This window comes from Bacillus sp. TH19, from assembly GCF_016651075.1.
Lineage (GTDB): Bacteria > Bacillota > Bacilli > Bacillales > Bacillaceae_G > Bacillus_A > Bacillus_A mycoides.
Window position 1 is genome coordinate 2,103,009 of sequence record NZ_JAEKEO010000007.1, and the last position, 19,567, is coordinate 2,122,575.

The following is a 19,567-nucleotide window of genomic DNA, read 5'->3' on the forward strand; positions in this document are numbered from 1 at the left end:
AATCTTGAATAAGATGTGAAATTTAAACTATGTGGGGGTACTTGTGGAATAGTTGAATTCATATTTTGAAAAATAATGTGAGAGATTAAAAGATTGTTACTTTACTAACTGTAGAACGAATATTATAATAACTTTAACGAATTATGCAAACGTTTTCTTGAAGGGGATGGTGTAAATATGTTGAAAAGGATTACGGTAGTCTGTTTATTGTTTATTTTGCTTTTTCCTAATATATATGAGGGAAATAAGGCAGAAGCAGCAACAGTGAACAATGGAACATTAATGCAGTATTTTGAGTGGTACGCTCCGAATGATGGGAATCATTGGAATCGTTTGCGTTCCGATGCTGAAAGTTTAGCTCATAAAGGAATCACATCTGTATGGATACCACCTGCATATAAAGGGACTTCGCAAAATGATGTAGGGTATGGGGCCTATGATTTATATGATTTAGGGGAGTTCAATCAAAAAGGAACGGTGCGGACGAAATATGGGACGAAAGCACAGTTGAAATCTGCAATTGACGCATTACATAAGCAAAACATCGACGTATACGGTGATGTAGTTATGAATCATAAAGGTGGGGCTGATTATACTGAAACCGTAACAGCTGTTGAGGTAGACCGTAACAATCGAAATATTGAAGTATCAGGTGATTATCAAATTAGTGCATGGACGGGGTTTAATTTTCCAGGTCGCGGAGATGCTTATTCTAATTTCAAATGGAAATGGTATCATTTTGACGGAACGGATTGGGATGAAGGAAGGAAATTAAATCGAATTTATAAATTTAGGGGTGTAGATAAAGCGTGGGATTGGGAAGTGTCTAGCGAAAATGGAAATTATGATTATTTGATGTATGCAGATCTTGATTTTGATCATCCTGATGTTGCGAATGAGATGAAAAATTGGGGAACATGGTATGCGAATGAATTAAATTTAGATGGCTTTCGTTTGGACGCTGTTAAACATATTGATCATGAATATTTACGCGATTGGGTAAATCATGCCAGACAGCAAACGGGGAAAGAAATGTTTACAGTAGCTGAATATTGGCAAAATGATGTTCAGGCTTTAAACAATTATTTAGCGAAAGTCAATTATAATCAATCTGTATTTGATGCACCGCTTCATTACAATTTTCATTATGCTTCAAAAGGAAATGGGAATTATGATATGAGAACTATTTTAAATGGAACAGTAATGCAAAATCACCCTGCACTCGCAGTTACTCTCGTTGAGAATCATGATTCTCAACCTGGACAGTCATTGGAATCTGTAGTAAGTCCGTGGTTTAAACCGTTGGCATATGCATTTATTTTAACACGTGCAGAGGGCTATCCTTCAGTTTTTTATGGTGATTACTATGGGACAAGCGGAAAGAGTAGTTATGAAATTCCAGCGTTAAAAGATAAAATTGATCCGATTTTGACGGCACGAAAAAACTTTGCATATGGTACGCAGCGTGATTATTTAGACCATCCAGATGTGATTGGCTGGACAAGAGAAGGTGATGGTGTACATGCTAATTCTGGTTTAGCGACATTACTCTCGGACGGACCAGGAGGATCAAAGTGGATGGATGTTGGAAAGAATAACGCTGGGGAAGTATGGTACGATATTACGGGTAATCAAACAAATACTATAACAATTAATAAGGACGGATGGGGGCAGTTCCATGTAAGTGGAGGCTCAGTTTCCATATATGTTCAACAGTAAATTGGTGATGAAAAAGAAGAGGTAGACTGAAATATAAGTTTTCTTCTTCTTTTTTACATTCTGCATAGTTATTAAAGTATGACACCTTTACTTCTTATAAAACATATAGTATGATGATTTCAATAAATTAGATTTCAATGAACATAAAATATAAATTAATGAGAGGTGCTTTTTGTGAGTGCGGTAGGTACTAAATAGGAAAAATTTAATGAAATAAATCGGATAAGACCAGGGGATTTTTATGTACATCATACCCCTAATTTTGTCATGGATTTATTTCGAAACCTATGAAGATACCTACAATACTTTATAAAGCGTGTAATAAGGGGATTGCCATCTGTTTTTTTATGGCTTATTTCCTCATATGTTATTACACTTGCCTTGTAAATGTAAAAGCTGCGGTATCCCCGCAGCTTTTTTGTATATGTTTTTAATGTATAAAAATGGTGATTGAATAATGTAGAATTCATTGGAATCTAATGAGTAGGTATCTTCATTGATGATAGAAATCAATCATAGTGAGGAGAAACAAAATGAATACGATGACTTTTGAAAAGTTACAGTATAACGAATTAATGGAAATAGTGAAATCTTATTGTGTAAGTGGATTAGGTAAGGAATTATTAAATAAATTAGAGCCGAGTACGAGTATAAAAGTAGTGAGAAATCGCTTAAATGAAACGACAGAAGCACGAGCTATAGTAGATGCAGAAGGGCACGTTCCTTTCTTCGGAATTTCTAATATTGCTAGTACAATTCAAAAATTAGAAAAAGGGATGATTTTAGATCCAGCAGAGTTAGTGAGTGTTTCAGACTTTTTACGTGGATGTAGAAAGATTAAAAAATTTATGTTAGATAAAGAATTCTTTGCGCCAGTATTATCTTCGTATGCAAATTCAATGACTGAATTTAAAAGTATTGAAGAGGAAATTAACTTTTCAATTAAAGGAAATAGCATTGATGCAGCGGCTAGTAAAGAGTTAAAACGAATTCGAAATAACATTGATTCTGTAGATGGAAAAATAAAAGAACGTTTAACGAAGTTTTTAAATAGTAGTGCAAATAAGAAATATATTCAGGAATTCTTTATTAGTAAGAAGGACGATAGGTATACGATTCCAATTAAATCTTCTTATAAAAATCAAGTTGCGGGAAGTATTGTTGAAGCATCTGCAAAAGGTTCTACTGTATTTATAGAACCACATACGGTTACAAAGTTAAATGCGGAACTAGCAAGTTTGAAAGCAGAAGAAGCGATGGAAGAGTATCAAATTTTAGCGACATTATCAGGAATGGTATTAGAAAACATTTATCATATAAAAATTAACATGGAATTGATTAGCCAATATGATATGGTATTTGCGAAAGCGAAGTTTAGTAAATCAATCGATGGAATAGAGCCGAAATTAAATGATCATGGCTACATTCATTTAGTGAATTGTAAGCATCCGCTTTTAAGTGGGAAAGTAGTACCATTAAACTTTGAAATCGGTCAAAACTACCGAAGTTTAATTATTACAGGACCAAATGCGGGCGGGAAAACAATTGTGCTAAAAACAATCGGATTGTTAACATTAGCGACAATGTCAGGCCTGCACATCGCTGGAGATAAAGAAACGGAAATTGCTATTTTTGAAAATGTGTTTGTAGATATTGGTGATAATCAAAGTATTGAAAACGCACTAAGCACATTTTCATCTCATATGAAAAATCTGTCTGAAATTATGAGGATGTCAAATAATAATACGTTACTACTATTTGACGAAATAGGAAGCGGTACAGAACCGAATGAAGGTGCGGCGCTTGCGATATCTATTTTAGAAGAATTTTACCTTGCGGGATGTATTACAATTGCGAGTACGCATTACGGTGAAATTAAGCGCTTTTCAGAAATGCATGGTGATTTTATGAACGCGGCAATGCAATTTAATAGTGAAACACTAGAGCCACTTTATAAATTAGTTATCGGTAAATCAGGCGAAAGTAATGCACTTTGGATTGCGAATAAAATGAACGTAAAAGAACATGTACTGCAAAGAGCGAAAGAGTATATGGGAAATAAAGAATACGCTATAGAAAAAGTGAATGAAAGTAAAATTAGAAAACCGAAATTCGTACAAGAAAAAAGAGGAAATGACTATGAATATAAAATTGGCGACCGTGTGAATTTGTTAGATCATGATGATTTCGGAATTGTATATAAGGAAAAAGATAATTTCTATAATGTCGTTGTATATTATAACGGTGAATTTATTGAAGTGAATATAAAACGTATGAACTTAGAAGTAGCAGCGAAGGAATTATACCCGGAAGGATACGATTTAAATACACTATTTGCCGATTATACAGAAAGAAAAATGCAGCATGATATAGAGCGCGGATCGAAAAAAGCGCTTCGTAAAATCCAAAAAGAAATAAGGAAGAATAGAGGATAATATAGAATGGTAACGATTAGACAAGAACAACAAAATGATTATAGTAAAACTGAAGAAGTTGTAAAAGCAGCATTTTTAAATGAAGAATTCAGTGATAAAACAGAACATGAACTTGTGAGTCGTATTAGAAAATGTGACGCGTTTATTCCCGAATTATCAATCGTTGCGGTAGATGAAGAAATTGTTGGGCACATTCTGTTATCAAAAATAAAGATAGAACAAGGTGCAACTTCTGTAGAATCATTAGCACTTGCACCAGTTTCAGTAGCACCAAGCCATCAGAAGAAAGGAATTGGTGGAAAGCTTATCACGGCTGCTTTAGAAAAAGCGAAAGAATTAGGATACGGGTCAGTTGTAGTATTAGGGCATCCAGAGTACTATCCGAAATTCGGATTTAAAAAAGCAAGTGAGTGGAATATAAAAGCACCATTTGAAGTGCCTGAAGAAGTGTTTATGGTAATGGAATTAACAGAAAATGCTCTTGAAGGTGTAGAAGGAATTGTACAATATTCGAGTGCTTTTGCTGAGTAGGAGTATCGGTTAAGAAATGTAATCATAAAAGATGCTATCTTTTTGTAGGGATATACAGAAAGATAGCTTTTCTTATTAAGCAAATGCACTTACGTATATTTTGCTCAATGAATAATTGAAGTGGTAAAATTGATATAGAAATGTAAAGGGAGAGAATAGAATGAAGAATCGAGAAACAGATAGCAATGAGAATGTAGTTACGTTATATGTTACAAGACACGGTAAAACAATATTAAATACGAACCATCGCGCGCAAGGTTGGGCAGACTCTCCATTAGTAGAAAAAGGTGTGGAAGTAGCCACAAATTTAGGAACGGGATTAAAAGATATTCATTTTACGAATGCGTACAGTAGTGATAGCGGCCGCGCGATTGAAACTGCTAATTTAGTATTAAAATATAGTGAGCAATCAAAATTGAAACTTGAGAAAAGAAAAGATTTGCGAGAATTAAATTTCGGTATTTTTGAAGGTGAAAAACTTGAAAATATGTGGGATGTGGTTGGAAAAGCTGCAGGCGTTGCATCACCAGAAGAACTTATGAAGTTTTCTATTCAAGAAGTTATTGATCTTATTAGAGCAGCAGATCCTACGAAACAGGCGGAAGATTGGGAATTATTTTCTACTCGTATAAAAGCAGAGATTGATAAAATTAGTGAAGAAGCTGCTACAAATGGAGGCGGCAACGTTTTAGTTGTCGTTCATGGGCTTTTGATAACTGCATTAATAGAAATGATAGATCGTAGTAAAACAAAGCTTGGAGTGGAGAATGCAAGTGTAACGAAAATTTTATATAAAGACGGGGAATATGTCGTCGAGTCGGTTGGAGATATGAGTTATGTTGCAAAAGGAACAGAAAGTGTGGAAATATAATCCTATCTCAAATAGATATAAGAAAAGGAAGTTAGTAAAATCTAGCTTCCTTCTTTATTTTGTGAATTATGGGATTAATAAAATCTTCCCTGTGCTTTTTCGGCTTTCTAATAATTCATGTGCAAGAGCACCATCTTGTAAAGAGAATGTAGTAGGGCTCGCAATGTTTAATTTTCCAGTAGCGATCCAATCAAATAATTGAGTAGAGCGCTGCTTGCGTTCTTCAGAAGTAGTAAGCACGTTCCAAAGGTCTCCGCCAGTTAAAGTTTTTGAAGTATCCATAAGCATACGTGGATCAACTGGTGCAGGATTACCACCGGCCATTCCATAAAATACGACAGTACCACCAGTTTTAGTTGCGTTAAAACTTTCCTCTAATGTAGAACCTACTGATTCATATACAACATTTACTCCATCACCGTTTGTTATTTCGACTACCTTTGTATGCCATGCTTCAGTATATAAAAATACGTGATCAGCACCAGCTAACGTGGCTATCTTTGCTTTTTCATTTGATGACGTGAGGCCGATTACTTTTCCGCCCTGTAGTTTAATCATTTGGATGAGAAGTTGACCAACACCACCAGCTGCGGCATGTACTAAAGCTATATCACCCTGTTTTATTTGATAGCTATCTTTCGTTAAATAATGTGCTGTTAATCCTTGTAATAAGACAGAAGCGGCTGTTTCAAAAGAAATAGAATCTGGAAGTGTAATTGCTTTTTCAGATGGAACGGCAACTAATTCTGCATTTGAGAATGGAACGTCAGCAAATGCAATGCGGTCTCCAGGATGGATATTCGTAACGTCAGCTCCTACTTTTTCAACAATACCAGCCCCTTCATAACCTAATATATAAGGTGGGTTGCCAGCGAGATGATAATCGCCGCGGCGTCTATAAATATCAGCGAAATTTAAACCGATTGCTTGCATGCGAATAAGAATTTCATTTGGATTTATGATTGGATCAGGTATTTCTTTATATTGTAGTACATTAGCGTCTCCAAATGTTTCGAAACAAAGTGCTTTCATATGGAATACCTCCATTTATATTGTTTGTCGATGTTCTTTATCATACAATACAAATATCAATAGACAAAGAGGATTATTTCGATAAAATCAATCGGAAATACCGATTGAAAAGAGGGATGATAAATGGAGATAAAACAATTAATTACATTTAAAGCAGCAGCAGAAAGTTTGAATTTTACACAAACTGCGAAGAAATTAAACTTCGCTCAGTCGAGCGTGACAGCGCAAATTAAAACTTTGGAGGCTGAGCTCGGTACGCCATTATTTGAGAGGTTAGGAAAACGTCTTTTCTTAACTGAAGCAGGAAAGAAGTTTCAACTATATGCTGATAAGATGATTGCGCTTAGTAACGAAGCGAAAATGGCTGTGAAAGATGATGAGGAAATGGCAGGTACGTTAATAATTGGTGCACAAGAAAGTCAATGTACATACAGGCTTCCTGCCATATTAAAAAGGTTTAAAGCACAATTTCCCCAAATAAAGCTTATATTTAAACCTGCACATTCAAATAAAGATGCGAAGGAACAATTGATGGAGGGGAAAGTAGATCTTGTATTTATTTTGGACGAATGTAAAACAGAGGATATTTTACATGTGGAGCCACTTATGAAAGAAGAATTAAAAGTAGTAGCGGCGCCAGGGCATCGTTTACTTGAACAACCTTCCGTTTCTACAAAAGATTTAGAGAGTGAAACACTTTTACTAACAGAACTAGGTTGCTCGTATCGGACTTTATTTGAAGAGTTATTCCGTGCGGAAGATGTATACCCAGCAAATAAGATTGAATTTGTTAGTGTCGAGGCAATTAAACAATGCGTTATTGCAGATTTAGGTATAGCAGTTTTGCCAGCAATAGTAGTAGAAAAAGATATACGAGAGGGAACGATAAAGGAATTAGTCTTAAAGAATACAATCACTCCGATCTATACGCAAATCGCTTGGCATAAAGATAAATGGATGACATCGCCGTTACAGCAATTTATTGAGGTAACGAGGGAGTCTTTTGCAATGAATTAAGTGGAGAAATATTTGTTTTATATGTAAGAAAAAATGGCACTTTTGTATAGAGAGAACCGATACTTGGATGAAACAAGTATCGGTTCTTTATAGCATATTTTTATAATCATTTTTAAGTATTGCCATAATAATTTCATCCGAGTACGTATAATTATAAAATAAGGATTGACGTAAGGTTCCTTCTTTTACAAACCCAACCTTTTCATAAGCTCTAATTCCACGTAAATTATGGCTAAATACTTCTAACTGTAAACGATTGAATGTGAGTTGTTCAAAAACAAATCTTAAAACTATTTTCATAGCTTCAGTTCCGTAGCCTTTCCCTGTTAATGAAATAGAAAGCATAGATATTCTGAATCCAGCTCTTTGGTTCTCCTCATCGATATCAAAAATCGATAACTCTCCAATCATTTCGTCAGTGCTGTTTAAACAAATAGCGAAATCATAGCGATTTGAATCATTATTTATATTATCTATATGTGCTTTAATTTGCTCCAATGAAAAAGTAGGCTTGGTTCCAGTCATATATCTTATTTCTTCATCCATTGTACTTTCTAATATAATGGGCGCATCTAGCTCGCAAAGGGGCCTTAAATAAATTCTTTCACTCTCTAATCTCATTATAAATTTCTCCTTAAGGTTGGTGATAGAGTATATAAATATTTTTGATATACATTGAAGAAGAGTTTTATTTTGTGTATTGTTTGAAAAGTATGTATCTTACTTTGATGTTACATGAATTTTATAATGGTATGGTATACCTAAAACAAATAATAAAAGTTTTATACACAACAAAATGTATCAACAAGTTTTTTGATAATACTATTATTATTGCTTTTCATTCCACTTTTAAATGAACATGAATTTTTTATAAATATTTTTAGTGGAAAATAAGCCTTTCCCACTAATTTGCACCGTAGTTAAACAAGAATTAAATAACGTTATTGTCACTTTACAAGAGCATGTTTTGATTGGTTCTCAAAACATGCTCCTTCTTTTGTTTGTTTATCCCGTATTAACGGATAGTGAGACTCCAACTTCGAACCTTGATCGAAGCAAAGTAGGTAGGAGTCGGCCTATCCAGAAAAGCCTGATAGAGTAGGGAGGTTCCTTTAATGTTTTGGAATAATTTAGCATAAGTGATTTTCATATCTCTAAATTTATGCTCTAATTAAAATAAAGGAGGCAAGTAAATGGGGAATGAGATTAAACGATATGTAATACGAACTTTTATATTTACATGGGTACTATGGGGGCTATTAATTAGCTTAATAAAATTAAACATTACGACATTTGGTACACCGCTAGCGATGATATTATTTGTTTTCGGGGGAATCATGCCGGCAATCGTTGCAATTAGTTTAAAGAAAAAATATGGATCAAAAGAAGAGTTCAGAGTGTTTATTAAAAATATTGTTAATCCTAGGCATCACTTTGTATGGTATGTTCTAATCGTTGTTCTAGCTTTTATTAGCTGTTATCTTCCAACGATATTTGGTGGAGCAACGATGCAAAAACCATTATACGTGGCATTACTTAGTTTTCCAACAATGATCGTTGGTGGTGGTCTTGAAGAAATTGGATGGAGAGGATTTTTACAACCTGCCCTTCAGAAAAAAAAATCGGCATTTTTTAGTACGGTTATTGTGAGTGTTATATGGGCTATTTGGCACTGGCCGTTATGGTTTATTCCAGGCACGAATCAAACTCAAAGGGATTTTATAGCCTTTATAATTACGACAATTGCCGTATCTTTCTTATTAACTACAATTTTTAACGCAACTAAAAGTATTTTTATGTGTCTAATTTTTCATGCGCTTCTTAATTCTTTTTGGAGTGTGTACGTGCCAAATGATAAAGTGTTACCAGCATTTCCAACTTTTATTTTCGGAATTTTCGTATTTATCGTGTATAAAGTCATAATAAAAAGAAAGAACCTCTTATTGATTAGGTAACTGAAATAATAAAAGGAAACATATTAATATATTTTTTATGGATATGAAACTAATTAATAAGAACACGACACAAACATAATTAAAATATAATAAAAGTTTGTGCCGTAAAAAAATTTGCAAAACTATAAACAACATCAAAAAGAATGAAGAGCCTTTCCGTATACATAAACAATGCTAACGACAGTTATAGTAATTCATTTGTTAGAACAATTGAATTAACTAAGGTCTGTGTCAGGAGGAGTATATCCAAGGTGACGAGTCATTGATACAATTTGGCCTTTATGATGAAATTCATGTGTTTCCGCATGAGTTAAAAGCCATAGCGGAGTTGTGCTCCAAGGTTCTTTTTGCCATTTCACTTCATTTGCTATATTTTCGAGCCACCGGTCATTGTATTCATCTAAAAAACGTTGTACAGTCTCATCTACTAACTTAAATCTAGCACGGACTTTCGCGACATCTGCATGCTCAATTTCATAATCGCTAGCAAATGAAAATTCTGCTCGTTTTTGTTTAAATGCGAATGATCCAAGCCAGTATCGATAGCAATCGGCTACATGAATATGCGTCTTCATAATGCTACCGCTTCCGAAATTAGGAACCGTACTGTGCAATTTTTCTTGTGGAATTTCTTCCAAAAATGTAAATAGATTTTCCCTTGTAGAACTAATAAGATTATATTGTTGTTTTAAAACATCTACCATGTAATTACACTCCTCTTTTGTTTACTAAAATATTTGCGCTGTAAGTAATTCTATATTTACGGGGGTGTACCTTTTAAAAAAACATATTTTCGAAGTGCGTTAAGCATATTAGATGTTTTTCTTAATTGTTTCTGATAGATTAAACAAGGTGAAACTTTAATAAGTTTAACATCCTTAGTTCATAATAAATTGTACATAAAAAAGGAGACGATAAAATGAATAGAATAATTGGTTTAAAACAATTTGAAATAACGCGTGGGGCATTACTTCAATTTATGGAAACGTTAGATGACAAAACTGCGGATACGCAGCCGGAGGGCTTTAACAATACAATTCGCTGGCATATCGGTCACGTGTTAACGGCGGCAGAAGTTTTCATGTTTGGAAAAGAATTCAAACAATTACCAACTGAATATCCAGGTATGTTTGGATATGGTTCAAGACCATCTAAATGGAAAACAGAAGGGCCATCATTAGAAGTGTTAACGGCTCAATTAAAAGAACAAGCGAAGCGCATTCAAGAAATTCCAGCAGAAGCATTTGAAAATAAACTTCCAGAGCCATTCCTAGGATTGGAAACAGTAGGAGAGCTATACGGTATGATGCTTTATCATGAAGCAGACCATATTGGGCAAATGAAGGCGATGGAACGTATTATTAAGGCTCTTTAGTTTTGGGTAAAGTTAAATAATATATAGACAAAAAAGGGTAGATAATTTATTATCTATCCTTTTTTGTTGTTGAACTTCTTGAAGGATTAAGGATTATGAACGCTAATCATCGTGATGCTGATGAAGAAGGAAAGAAAACCAACCAACCAATTAGGATAAAGAAACATCCTAAATTTTATGGTAGTTATTATTTTTTTTGTATTACTTAATAGAAAAATATTGAAAATAATACAGAAGAAAGTATAAGGTTGCAAAATCTGTATGAAATAGGGTATTCCTAAATATGGAATATACGTATAATAAAAGAGAGGAACTAGAAAATGGGGGAATACTATGATTACATTGGAACAAAAGTTGGAGCAATACACACATACATATGCACAGTTAAAGGGAGAACTAAAATGGAAAACGAGTGATTCTCGAACAGGTATGATGATTGCTGCTATGTATGCAGGTAGTGATAAACTGTTTGATCTCGGACGTTTTTTAGAAATTAGTAGTTATATTAAGAATCAGGTAGGGATGTTTTCATACTTAAAGTCTTATCATCGCTTTGTGGTGTCCGCAACATTAGATATTCACTTTACAGATTACAAGGAAGCTTTTCAGAGGTTTTTAGATTTATATGAACAATTGGTCGCTGGTGGCTTTAGCCGGAGTATATTTACTTATCTCGCAGCAGCTGTGCTTTTAACAGAAGAAAATGAACAGCATGGCACGCACATTCAGCGTTCGATGCAAGTATATAAACGGATGAAAGAGGATCATCTTTTTCTTACAGGTACAAATGATTATCCACTCGCGGTTTTACTAGCAGGACAATCAGAGAATGTAGAAACACTTATGGACCGAGTAGAACGTCTTTATCAGAAACTAGCGAAAGCTGGTTTGCGTAAAGGGAATGATCTTCAGTTTTTAAGTCATATCCTCTCACTAAAGAAGGATGTCCGTGAAGAAATGTTAGTTGCAAAATGCACAAACATATGGAAGTTGTTAAAACAAGAAAAGGTAAAAGTGAAACAGATGCATTATCCAGCTATCGGGCTACTAGCGTTACTTGAGGATGGAGAAAAAGAGATTCATTCTATTAAAGCGTTGATTGAAAAATTGCAGGGGGAGAAATTATTCCGTTGGCATACAGATACGAATATTCTTATTGCTATTCAACTGTTTGTAAGTCAGAAAGGTGAGGAGAGTAAAGCTACCAACACAGGTTTACAAACTATGATAGAAGTCCTCATACAAGCACAACAGGCAGCTATGATGGCAACGATTGCCGCTTCATCTGCAGCAACCTCTTCTGCTAGTACTAGTTCATAATGTGCAACTGCTTATGCTCTCGTAAATTATGATGAACCTATAATGCCTTTGATGAGGAGGGTTTAAAAAAGGCCCATCACTCTCTAATGAGTGATGGGCTAACTGTTTTTACATAATCAGCATTATCTTTTCGACTGCTTCAAATGTTTGAGTTGTGTAACAATCATAATGCTAATAACAACGAGTAAAAACCATGAGCTAATTTTGCTTAAGTGAACGAGGCTCCATGTTTCCCGTTGATTTGGATATTGCCATGCTCCGAAGAAGGTAGCGATGTTTTCTGCAATCCAAATAAAGAATCCAATAAGGAAAAATGAGAGTACGAGCGGCATTTTATATGTAACGCCTCGTAATGAAAATTCCACAAATGTGCGAAAGAAAACAATGAATAAAATTAAAGTTAATACCCATCTAAAGTCATATAGAAAATGATGTGTAAAAAAATTAAAGTAAATCATTGCTCCTAGAGGTATTGCAAAAATAGCTTTCGGCCAATGATGCATTTGTAAATGCAATCTTCTCCACGCTTGGCATATGTAACTTGCGACACTCGCATACATAAAACCGCTGTAAAGCGGAACTCCGAAAACTTTTGAATACGCCTCTTCAGGATAACTCCATGAACCGAAATGTACTTTATATATTTCTAGTAAAAGGCCGATGAGGTGGAAGACAGTAATTACTTTTAGTTCATCTTTTGTTTCAAGACCTGTTTTGTACATAATCCACTGCATAAGAAGACATACGATGAGTATGAAATCATATCGGTACAGCCCTGGAATCGAAATGATTTTTGAAAGAGCAAGTGTTAAAAAAATAACGACAGGGAACAAACAGGATAATGCTTGTTCATAAGTAAAATAGAGTAGTTGTTTTACATAAAACATGTTTTCACCTTCAGGATTATTATTTGAAAAATCAAAATAATAATTTAGTATACTACAAATTTTAAAATAAAACAGTACATCATTTTGCATGTATTTGGAAGTTTTAGAAGGGAATTGTAATAAGTATTTTGATAGTTTAACAAAGTAAAAAAATAGTTTGCTATTTAAAAAAAGTGGGGATATAATATCTAAATGAAAATGATAATTATTATCAATAATGATTATAAATAAAAAATAATTGTAAAAAAGAACTGAATATAAAGGATGAAATGAAACATGTTACATAAGTCTACTGTACATGCTGGCAATAATCGCTGGATACATATTAAGTTCATATGTTTCATGAGCTTAACAATTATATGTTTAATTGGAGCTATATTTTTAGCCGTTGCATTTGGTGCAAAGGATATCCATTTGCAAACTGTGTGGGCAGCGGTTTTTGATTATAATCCGAAATTAACACAGCATCAAATTATTTATGAATTAAGGCTCCCAAGGGTAATTGGCGCAGCAGTTGTAGGAGCTGCTTTTGCAGTCGCTGGAGCTGTTATACAAGGGGTAACACGAAATCCTTTAGCTGATGCAGGTGTACTTGGAATAAATGCAGGTGCGATGTTTGTAGTAGCACTTAGCTTTGCTTTTTTCCCGCATATGCCGTATTCCTATTTAATGATTGTCTCCTTTATTGGAGCAGTTTTAAGTACAGTACTCATTTTTATTATTGGATCAGCAACATCAGGCGGGCTAACGCCGATGAGGTTAACGATTGCAGGGGCAGTTATGGCCGCGCTTTTACATTCGTTAAGTTCAGGTGTCGCGATTTATTATGACTTAAGCCAAGATTTAGCGTTTTGGTATGCTGGTGGTGTTGCGGGAGTTAAGTGGGAACACTTGAAATTTTTAGTGCCTATTATTCTCATAACAATTGTTTTTGCGACAGCGCTAGGGCGATCTATTTCACTCATATCCATGGGGGATGATGTCGCTACAAATTTAGGTGTAAAAACGAACCGAACGAGAATACTCGGGATGATTATGGTAGTGATTCTAGCAGGTGTTTCTGTTTCAGCTGTTGGTTCCATTGGATTTGTAGGATTGGTCATCCCGCACATTGCTAGAAAATTAGTAGGTGTTAATTATCAACTTATTATTCCTATGTCAGCATTATTAGGAGCTATTTTATTAGTTTTAGCTGATTTAGGAGCAAGAACAGTAAATCCTCCTAAAGAACTTGCGATAGGAATTATGGTAGCTCTTGTTGGAGTTCCATTCTTCCTCTATATAGCACGTAAAGTTGGGAGTGAGCTATAAGTGAAGAATCTTTTTAGCACGGATAAAAAGAAAGCTATTACTGTAACTACAATTTTCGGATGTATAAGTATTGCTATAGTTTTGATTAGCTTAAATACGGGAACGCTGAGCATCGCACCGCTCAAAGTAATTCAAACGCTTTTTGGCTATGGTGATTTTGAGAGTGCAACCGTGCTATACGATTATCGTATGCCAAGAATTATAATCACAATGTTAGCTGGTATTGGCCTTGGAGTTTCCGGTGCGATTTTGCAAGGATTATCTCGGAATGCTCTCGCAGATCCTGGTATTCTCGGATTACACTCGGGTGCATCTTTCGGGCTTATTGTATTTGTTACTTTCTTTCATTCTATTAACGAGAGTGCATCGATTTTAATACCGTTATTTACATTTGGCGGAGGAGTGTTAGCTGCATTTCTTATTGTTTTGCTTGCGAGTGATCGGTCGAAAGGTTTACTTCCCATTAGACTTATTCTTGTTGGTATTGCAGTTTCAGCTGGTTTTAGTGCACTTTCGTTATTTTTCTCGCTCAAGTTAAATGATGAGACGTATACATTCGCTTCTAGGTGGTTAGTTGGTAACGTATGGGGAAGAGATTGGATTCATGTCCTAGCATTATTACCTTGGATTTTGATACTAACTCCGTACGCATGGCTGAAATCCAAAACGTTAAATGCACTGTCACTAGGTGATAGTGTAGCAGCAGGACTTGGTGTATCTGTTCAAAAAGAACGGTTACTGCTTTTAGCTACAGCGGTAGGATTGTCTTGTGCAAGTGTATCAATGGCAGGGGGAATTGGCTTTATCGGCTTAGTTTCTCCGCATATCGCAAGAAAGTTAGTAGGTAGTACATATCAACATTTCATTCCGTTAGCTGGCATAATTGGAATGATTATTTTAGTACTCGCGGATACGATAGGGCGATCTTTATTTGAGCCAAACTCTATTCCAGCTGGCGTAGTAGTAGCGGCTTTAGGTGCGCCATATTTTCTTTATTTACTTACAAAAACAAAATAAATACTTCAAAGAGGAGAACATATGAAAAAGAAACTTACTATTTTATTTAGCATTATGTTTATTTTAGTATTATCAGCATGTGGTCAAACGAAATCTAGTGAAGAGGCAACTAAAAAAACTGAAAAAAGTAATGATCCAAAAATTGCTTCTATGTCTATTCATTTAACGAATAACTTACTTGCATTAGGAATTACACCGGTAGGTTCTGTAATTGGTGGAGATTTAAAAGATTTCTTACCTCACGTGAAAGAACAGTTGAAAGATACGAAGAAACTTGGCGTTGTAACAGATCCGAATATGGAAGCGTTACTTCAATTAAAGCCATCTGAAATTTATGTTGATGAAAAATATGCTGGTAAAGATTTAGCGAAATACGAAAAAATTGCAAAAACACATACTTTTAATTTAGATGAAGGTACGTGGAGAGATCATTTAAAAGAAGTAGGTAAACTTGTAAACCGTGAGAAAGAAGCAGATAAATATATTCAAGACTATGAAGAACAATCAAAACGAGTAAAAAGTTTAATAGATAAAGAGTTAGGTAATAACGAAAAAGTAATGGCAATTCGCGTTACTGCAAAAGAATTACGTGTATTTAGTACGAAAAGACCGATGGGACCAATTCTATTCCAAGACTTAGGATTACAACCTGCAAATGGTGTAGAGAAAATTGATGGAAACCGTCCTTTCGAAGTAATTTCACAAGAAGTATTACCTGACTTTGATGCGGATGCTATTTTCGTTGTCGTAAACAGAGACGATAAAGCGAAAGCAGCATTTAAACAACTGCAAGAAACACCAATTTGGAAAGACTTAAAAGCTGTTAAAGGTAAGCACGTATACATTATTAATGACCAACCATGGCTTGACTATTCTGCTTTAGGTAACAAAATGGCGATGGATGAAGCGGAGAAAATGTTTACGAAATAATACAGTTTTGCTATTAGGAAAGGCCCTCTAAATTTGGAGGGTCTTTTTATCGTTGTTATTGTTAGAATAAATGAAAAATTATACAATGAAGTTAATTCAATGCAAGGGAGATGTGCCAATGTCAGCGCTTATTGTAAGTATCCCGTTAAAACAACAGTTCAAAGGACAAGGGGATAATAGGCCAGAATAATTGTCCCCGCTATTTTAAAAAAGGGGAGTTTTAGATGACGATGAATCTTTTTCAAAATAAAACTATTAAATTATCAGCTATTAGAGAAGCAGATGCTGAAGTAATGGCTATGTGGCAAGAGGATAGTGAGTACTTAAGAAATGTAGATACAGACTTGGCATTCCCGCAATCGTTACATGAAATAGCGAGTGATGGGCTATTAAAGGGACGGAGATCGAATAGTGTTTCTTTCATGTTAAGAACAGTTCAAGATGATCGCTTAATTGGTTTTGTTGCAATTCACGGCATAGAGTGGAATAACAGAACAGGTCTATTAGCAATTGGTATAGGAGAGGCAAATGATAGAGGAAAAGGGTTTGGGAGAGAAGCAGTGCATCTTGTTTTAAAGTATGCGTTCTATGAAATGAATCTACACCGCGTCGGTCTCGATGTTATTTCTTATAATAAAGCAGCCATTGTACTGTATAAAAAGATGGGATTTCAGATGGAAGGATGTATGAGGGAAGCAGTTCAAAGAGATGGAAAGTGTTTTGATCGTATGATTATGGGGATATTGCGTGATGAATGGATAGAGCTGCAGAACTAGCAAAAACATACAGAATAATTGTGTAGTGTAGAGTGAAAAGTTGTAATATTTGGGTAATGATGAGCGGAGGAGTGTACTAATGGAAGGTTTATCTTCATTAAGAGAGTGTTTATATCAGCTAGAGGAACAATTACTTAAACCAGGGGTTCGCACATCTCAAAAGGAGCTTAAAAAGATACTTGCCGCTGATTTTTTTGAGTTTGGGAGTTCTGGTAAAGTTTTATATAAAAATGAGGATATCGATAAAAATGGAATTGGTGTGGTAAAAATGACTTTGAGTGATTTTGAAGTACATCCATTATCCAAAGATGTAGCATTAACTACTTATCAAATATTCAATGAAATGAATAATCAACACTCGTTACGTAGTTCGATATGGAAATTTAGAGAAGGAAGATGGCAAATGTATTTTCATCAAGGTACACCTGCTAAATTTTAGTGAAGCTTTTTGTATGAAAAAGAAACTATAAAGAATAGAATTGTTGAATATATTAGTCCTTTATATATATAAAGAACTAATGAAAGTTGTCTTTCTAAAATATCTAAATTTGTTCTTAAAAGGGTCTTGTTAATAAAGGTACATTCCATATTATATATGTAGTATGCAGGAGATATAACGATAATTGGCGAAAATTTACTGTGAACTGATTGAATTTATAAGGAGTTATGCGAGATGAACTTAGAAAAAAGTAAGCCAGTAAATGAAGAGGTCGCTGAATTAAAAGAACTAATTAAAGAATTACATGGAAGTGTACATCAACTTCAAAGTGAAGTGCAGCAACTAAGGCACGAAAGGCCGGTTGTTGAAGTGAGGAAAGGTGTTCAATTATCACCAGCAATCATCGGACAAATTGGCGGTATGATTTTAGGTGGTTTAGCAATTATAGGTATATTTTGGTGATGAAAAAAATGTATGCAGCATAGTGCTGCATACATTTTGTATTTGACGACATAATTTCATGCAATACAACTTCTACATTAAATAACGTAAATAAATGTAAGCATGTGATAACAATAGCGCAATGATCGTTAAGGGGAAACCGATTTTTAAGAAGTCCATATAAGAGAACCCATGTCCTTCACGTTTTGCAATACCAGCAACGACTACGTTTGCTGATGCTCCAATTAATGTTCCGTTGCCTCCTAGGCAAGCTCCAAGTGATAACGCCCACCATAGTACTTCAATTTGCGGAGAATCGACAGATAGTCCGAGTCCTGTAGCTAAATCTTGAATAAGTGGAATCATCGTTGCGACAAATGGGATGTTATCAATTGTCGCAGATGCGATGCCAGATACCCATAAGATAAGTATAGCAGCGAAACCGATATCGCCATTTGTTACGTCGAGTACTTCTTTTGCGAGTGAAGAAATAAGTCCGATATCAATTAATCCGCCAACGAGAACGAATAGTCCAGCGAAGAAGAAAATTGTTACCCATTCAACGTGGGCAAATACATCTTCAATATCATGTTCTTTCACACCGATTAACATAAGAAGTGTAGCACCTGTCATCGCAATAACGGCAGCGTCTACATGAATAATAGAATGAAGTACAAAGCCTAAAATAGTTAGTCCTAAAATCGTAATGGATTTTAAAAGGAGGCTCTGATCTTTAATATAATCTTTTTCATTTAATGCCATTAGCTTTTCGATTTGCTCAGGCGTTGTTTTTAGTTTGTTGCGATACATGAAGTAAATAATGCCAAGTGTAACGATAGAAATAATGATTACGATTGGAGCTAAGTTTAGTAAAAAGGCATTAAAGTCTAAATGCTTATTAGCTGATCCAATCATAATGTTCGGTGGGTCACCAATTAATGTTGCTGTTCCGCCTATATTTGAAAATAGTACTTCTGAAATTAAATAAGGAACAGGATTTACTTTTAAAATACGTGTAATGGATAGTGTAACAGGTACGATTAATAATACGGTTGTTACGTTGTCCAAAAATGCAGAACCGACAGCAGTTAATAGGGATAGTAATAATAAAATGCGGATTGGTTTTCCGCCAGCTGCTTTTGCTGCTTTTATGGCTACAAATTCAAATACGCCTGATTGACTCGTAATATGTACGAGAATCATCATCCCAATTAAAAGGGTAATCGTTTCCCATTGAATATGCGATGTGAAAGCAGTATGTAAATCTACAATTCCAAAAATAATCATAATAGCAGCACCGAATAGTGCGATTACAGCACGATTCAATTTCTCAGAAATAATAAAACCGTACGTGACTAAAAATACGGCAATTGTAAAATAATATTGCCAATTTGCTACTTCATGTGCTGATTGTTCCAATCATGTCACCTTCTTTAAAGTATGTATTCAATTGTAAAAATGCATCCCTCTGCGTAATTTATATTGTAGCAAATTCAAAAAAGAAAGAAAAC

18 protein-coding genes and 1 pseudogene are annotated in these 19,567 nt (G+C 34.8%); 14 read left to right on the forward strand and 5 right to left on the reverse strand.

Features of this window, described 5'->3' with window-relative positions; genetic code table 11:
* The first annotated feature begins 177 nt into the window (after positions 1–177).
* From amyS to JFU54_RS14635, 4 genes are all read left to right on the forward strand, one after another.
* On the forward strand, positions 178–1,719 hold the full coding sequence (amyS, locus tag JFU54_RS14620; protein ID WP_201064956.1) for an alpha-amylase: 1,542 nt from the start codon (positions 178–180) through the stop codon (positions 1,717–1,719).
* Between the two features lie 533 nt (positions 1,720–2,252).
* The gene (locus JFU54_RS14625) at positions 2,253–4,154 is read left to right on the forward strand and encodes an endonuclease MutS2 (RefSeq protein ID WP_002014197.1); all 1,902 of its coding nucleotides are present in this window, start codon (positions 2,253–2,255) and stop codon (positions 4,152–4,154) included.
* A 6-nt stretch (positions 4,155–4,160) separates the two neighbouring features.
* Positions 4,161–4,685: a GNAT family N-acetyltransferase gene (locus tag JFU54_RS14630; RefSeq protein WP_002014199.1), complete on the forward strand. Its 525-nt coding sequence runs from the start codon at positions 4,161–4,163 to the stop codon at positions 4,683–4,685.
* Positions 4,686–4,845: 160 nt separating this feature from the next.
* Positions 4,846–5,556, forward strand: a complete 711-nt coding sequence (locus JFU54_RS14635) for a histidine phosphatase family protein (RefSeq protein ID WP_002066534.1) — start codon at positions 4,846–4,848, stop codon at positions 5,554–5,556.
* A 66-nt stretch (positions 5,557–5,622) separates the two neighbouring features.
* Here JFU54_RS14635 and JFU54_RS14640 read toward each other — a convergent pair whose 3' ends face one another.
* A complete protein-coding gene (locus JFU54_RS14640; RefSeq protein WP_201064959.1) occupies positions 5,623–6,588 on the reverse strand; it encodes a quinone oxidoreductase family protein in 966 nt (321 codons plus the stop codon).
* A gap of 123 nt (positions 6,589–6,711) precedes the next feature.
* Between JFU54_RS14640 and JFU54_RS14645 the strand changes: the two genes are divergently transcribed.
* Positions 6,712–7,605, forward strand: a complete 894-nt coding sequence (locus tag JFU54_RS14645) for a LysR family transcriptional regulator (protein WP_201064962.1) — start codon at positions 6,712–6,714, stop codon at positions 7,603–7,605.
* Positions 7,606–7,692: 87 nt separating this feature from the next.
* Here JFU54_RS14645 and JFU54_RS14650 read toward each other — a convergent pair whose 3' ends face one another.
* Entirely contained in the window at positions 7,693–8,226 is a 534-nt protein-coding gene (locus JFU54_RS14650; RefSeq protein WP_201064964.1) for a GNAT family N-acetyltransferase, read from the reverse strand.
* A gap of 572 nt (positions 8,227–8,798) precedes the next feature.
* Between JFU54_RS14650 and JFU54_RS14655 the strand changes: the two genes are divergently transcribed.
* The gene (locus JFU54_RS14655) at positions 8,799–9,560 is read left to right on the forward strand and encodes a CPBP family intramembrane glutamic endopeptidase (RefSeq protein WP_201064966.1); all 762 of its coding nucleotides are present in this window, start codon (positions 8,799–8,801) and stop codon (positions 9,558–9,560) included.
* A gap of 215 nt (positions 9,561–9,775) precedes the next feature.
* On the opposite strand, the gene JFU54_RS14660 is transcribed toward JFU54_RS14655, so the two are convergent.
* Positions 9,776–10,264, reverse strand: coding sequence for a DinB family protein (locus JFU54_RS14660; RefSeq protein ID WP_201064968.1), 489 nt, complete (start codon positions 10,262–10,264; stop codon positions 9,776–9,778).
* Positions 10,265–10,479: 215 nt separating this feature from the next.
* Here JFU54_RS14660 and JFU54_RS14665 point away from each other — a divergent pair, with 215 nt between their 5' ends.
* Positions 10,480–10,935 (forward strand): DinB family protein, encoded by a 456-nt coding sequence (locus tag JFU54_RS14665; protein WP_088039895.1) that lies wholly within the window; start codon positions 10,480–10,482, stop codon positions 10,933–10,935.
* 283 nt (positions 10,936–11,218) lie between these two features.
* Positions 11,219–12,255 (forward strand): annotated as a pseudogene (locus JFU54_RS14670) (DUF4003 domain-containing protein).
* Positions 12,256–12,377: 122 nt separating this feature from the next.
* Here the strand turns inward: JFU54_RS14670 and JFU54_RS14675 are convergent.
* Entirely contained in the window at positions 12,378–13,142 is a 765-nt protein-coding gene (locus JFU54_RS14675) for a DUF817 domain-containing protein (RefSeq protein WP_002142605.1), read from the reverse strand.
* A gap of 276 nt (positions 13,143–13,418) precedes the next feature.
* On the opposite strand from JFU54_RS14675, the gene JFU54_RS14680 reads away from it, so the two are divergent.
* From JFU54_RS14680 to JFU54_RS14705, 6 genes are all read left to right on the forward strand, one after another.
* Positions 13,419–14,453, forward strand: coding sequence for a FecCD family ABC transporter permease (locus JFU54_RS14680; RefSeq protein ID WP_201064970.1), 1,035 nt, complete (start codon positions 13,419–13,421; stop codon positions 14,451–14,453).
* Positions 14,454–15,470, forward strand: coding sequence for a FecCD family ABC transporter permease (locus JFU54_RS14685; RefSeq protein WP_201064972.1), 1,017 nt, complete (start codon positions 14,454–14,456; stop codon positions 15,468–15,470).
* A gap of 21 nt (positions 15,471–15,491) precedes the next feature.
* Positions 15,492–16,400 carry an iron-hydroxamate ABC transporter substrate-binding protein gene (locus JFU54_RS14690; RefSeq protein WP_002014213.1) on the forward strand — a complete coding sequence of 303 codons (909 nt, stop codon included), beginning with the start codon at positions 15,492–15,494 and terminating at the stop codon, positions 16,398–16,400.
* A 224-nt stretch (positions 16,401–16,624) separates the two neighbouring features.
* Positions 16,625–17,176 carry a GNAT family N-acetyltransferase gene (locus JFU54_RS14695; protein ID WP_201064973.1) on the forward strand — a complete coding sequence of 184 codons (552 nt, stop codon included), beginning with the start codon at positions 16,625–16,627 and terminating at the stop codon, positions 17,174–17,176.
* A gap of 79 nt (positions 17,177–17,255) precedes the next feature.
* Positions 17,256–17,615, forward strand: a complete 360-nt coding sequence (locus tag JFU54_RS14700; RefSeq protein ID WP_149190791.1) for a nuclear transport factor 2 family protein — start codon at positions 17,256–17,258, stop codon at positions 17,613–17,615.
* Between the two features lie 234 nt (positions 17,616–17,849).
* The gene (locus JFU54_RS14705; RefSeq protein ID WP_002111012.1) at positions 17,850–18,077 is read left to right on the forward strand and encodes a coiled-coil domain-containing protein; all 228 of its coding nucleotides are present in this window, start codon (positions 17,850–17,852) and stop codon (positions 18,075–18,077) included.
* Between the two features lie 72 nt (positions 18,078–18,149).
* Here the strand turns inward: JFU54_RS14705 and JFU54_RS14710 are convergent, their stop codons facing one another.
* The gene (locus JFU54_RS14710) at positions 18,150–19,475 is read right to left on the reverse strand and encodes an ArsB/NhaD family transporter (protein ID WP_002014220.1); all 1,326 of its coding nucleotides are present in this window, start codon (positions 19,473–19,475) and stop codon (positions 18,150–18,152) included.
* Positions 19,476–19,567: the final 92 nt, after the last annotated feature.

What these genes read in the sequence shown, in the direction of transcription:
- amyS (WP_201064956.1), top strand. Translation starts at nt 178, where the DNA reads ATGTTGAAAAGGATTACGGTAGTCTGTTTATTGTTTATTTTGCTTTTT.
- JFU54_RS14625 (WP_002014197.1), top strand. Translation starts at nt 2,253, where the DNA reads ATGAATACGATGACTTTTGAAAAGTTACAGTATAACGAATTAATGGAA.
- JFU54_RS14630 (WP_002014199.1), top strand. Translation starts at nt 4,161, where the DNA reads ATGGTAACGATTAGACAAGAACAACAAAATGATTATAGTAAAACTGAA.
- JFU54_RS14635 (WP_002066534.1), top strand. Translation starts at nt 4,846, where the DNA reads ATGAAGAATCGAGAAACAGATAGCAATGAGAATGTAGTTACGTTATAT.
- JFU54_RS14640 (WP_201064959.1), bottom strand. Translation starts at nt 6,588, where the DNA reads ATGAAAGCACTTTGTTTCGAAACATTTGGAGACGCTAATGTACTACAA.
- JFU54_RS14645 (WP_201064962.1), top strand. Translation starts at nt 6,712, where the DNA reads ATGGAGATAAAACAATTAATTACATTTAAAGCAGCAGCAGAAAGTTTG.
- JFU54_RS14650 (WP_201064964.1), bottom strand. Translation starts at nt 8,226, where the DNA reads ATGAGATTAGAGAGTGAAAGAATTTATTTAAGGCCCCTTTGCGAGCTA.
- JFU54_RS14655 (WP_201064966.1), top strand. Translation starts at nt 8,799, where the DNA reads ATGGGGAATGAGATTAAACGATATGTAATACGAACTTTTATATTTACA.
- JFU54_RS14660 (WP_201064968.1), bottom strand. Translation starts at nt 10,264, where the DNA reads ATGGTAGATGTTTTAAAACAACAATATAATCTTATTAGTTCTACAAGG.
- JFU54_RS14665 (WP_088039895.1), top strand. Translation starts at nt 10,480, where the DNA reads ATGAATAGAATAATTGGTTTAAAACAATTTGAAATAACGCGTGGGGCA.
- JFU54_RS14675 (WP_002142605.1), bottom strand. Translation starts at nt 13,142, where the DNA reads ATGTTTTATGTAAAACAACTACTCTATTTTACTTATGAACAAGCATTA.
- JFU54_RS14680 (WP_201064970.1), top strand. Translation starts at nt 13,419, where the DNA reads ATGTTACATAAGTCTACTGTACATGCTGGCAATAATCGCTGGATACAT.
- JFU54_RS14690 (WP_002014213.1), top strand. Translation starts at nt 15,492, where the DNA reads ATGAAAAAGAAACTTACTATTTTATTTAGCATTATGTTTATTTTAGTA.
- JFU54_RS14695 (WP_201064973.1), top strand. Translation starts at nt 16,625, where the DNA reads ATGACGATGAATCTTTTTCAAAATAAAACTATTAAATTATCAGCTATT.
- JFU54_RS14700 (WP_149190791.1), top strand. Translation starts at nt 17,256, where the DNA reads ATGGAAGGTTTATCTTCATTAAGAGAGTGTTTATATCAGCTAGAGGAA.
- JFU54_RS14705 (WP_002111012.1), top strand. Translation starts at nt 17,850, where the DNA reads ATGAACTTAGAAAAAAGTAAGCCAGTAAATGAAGAGGTCGCTGAATTA.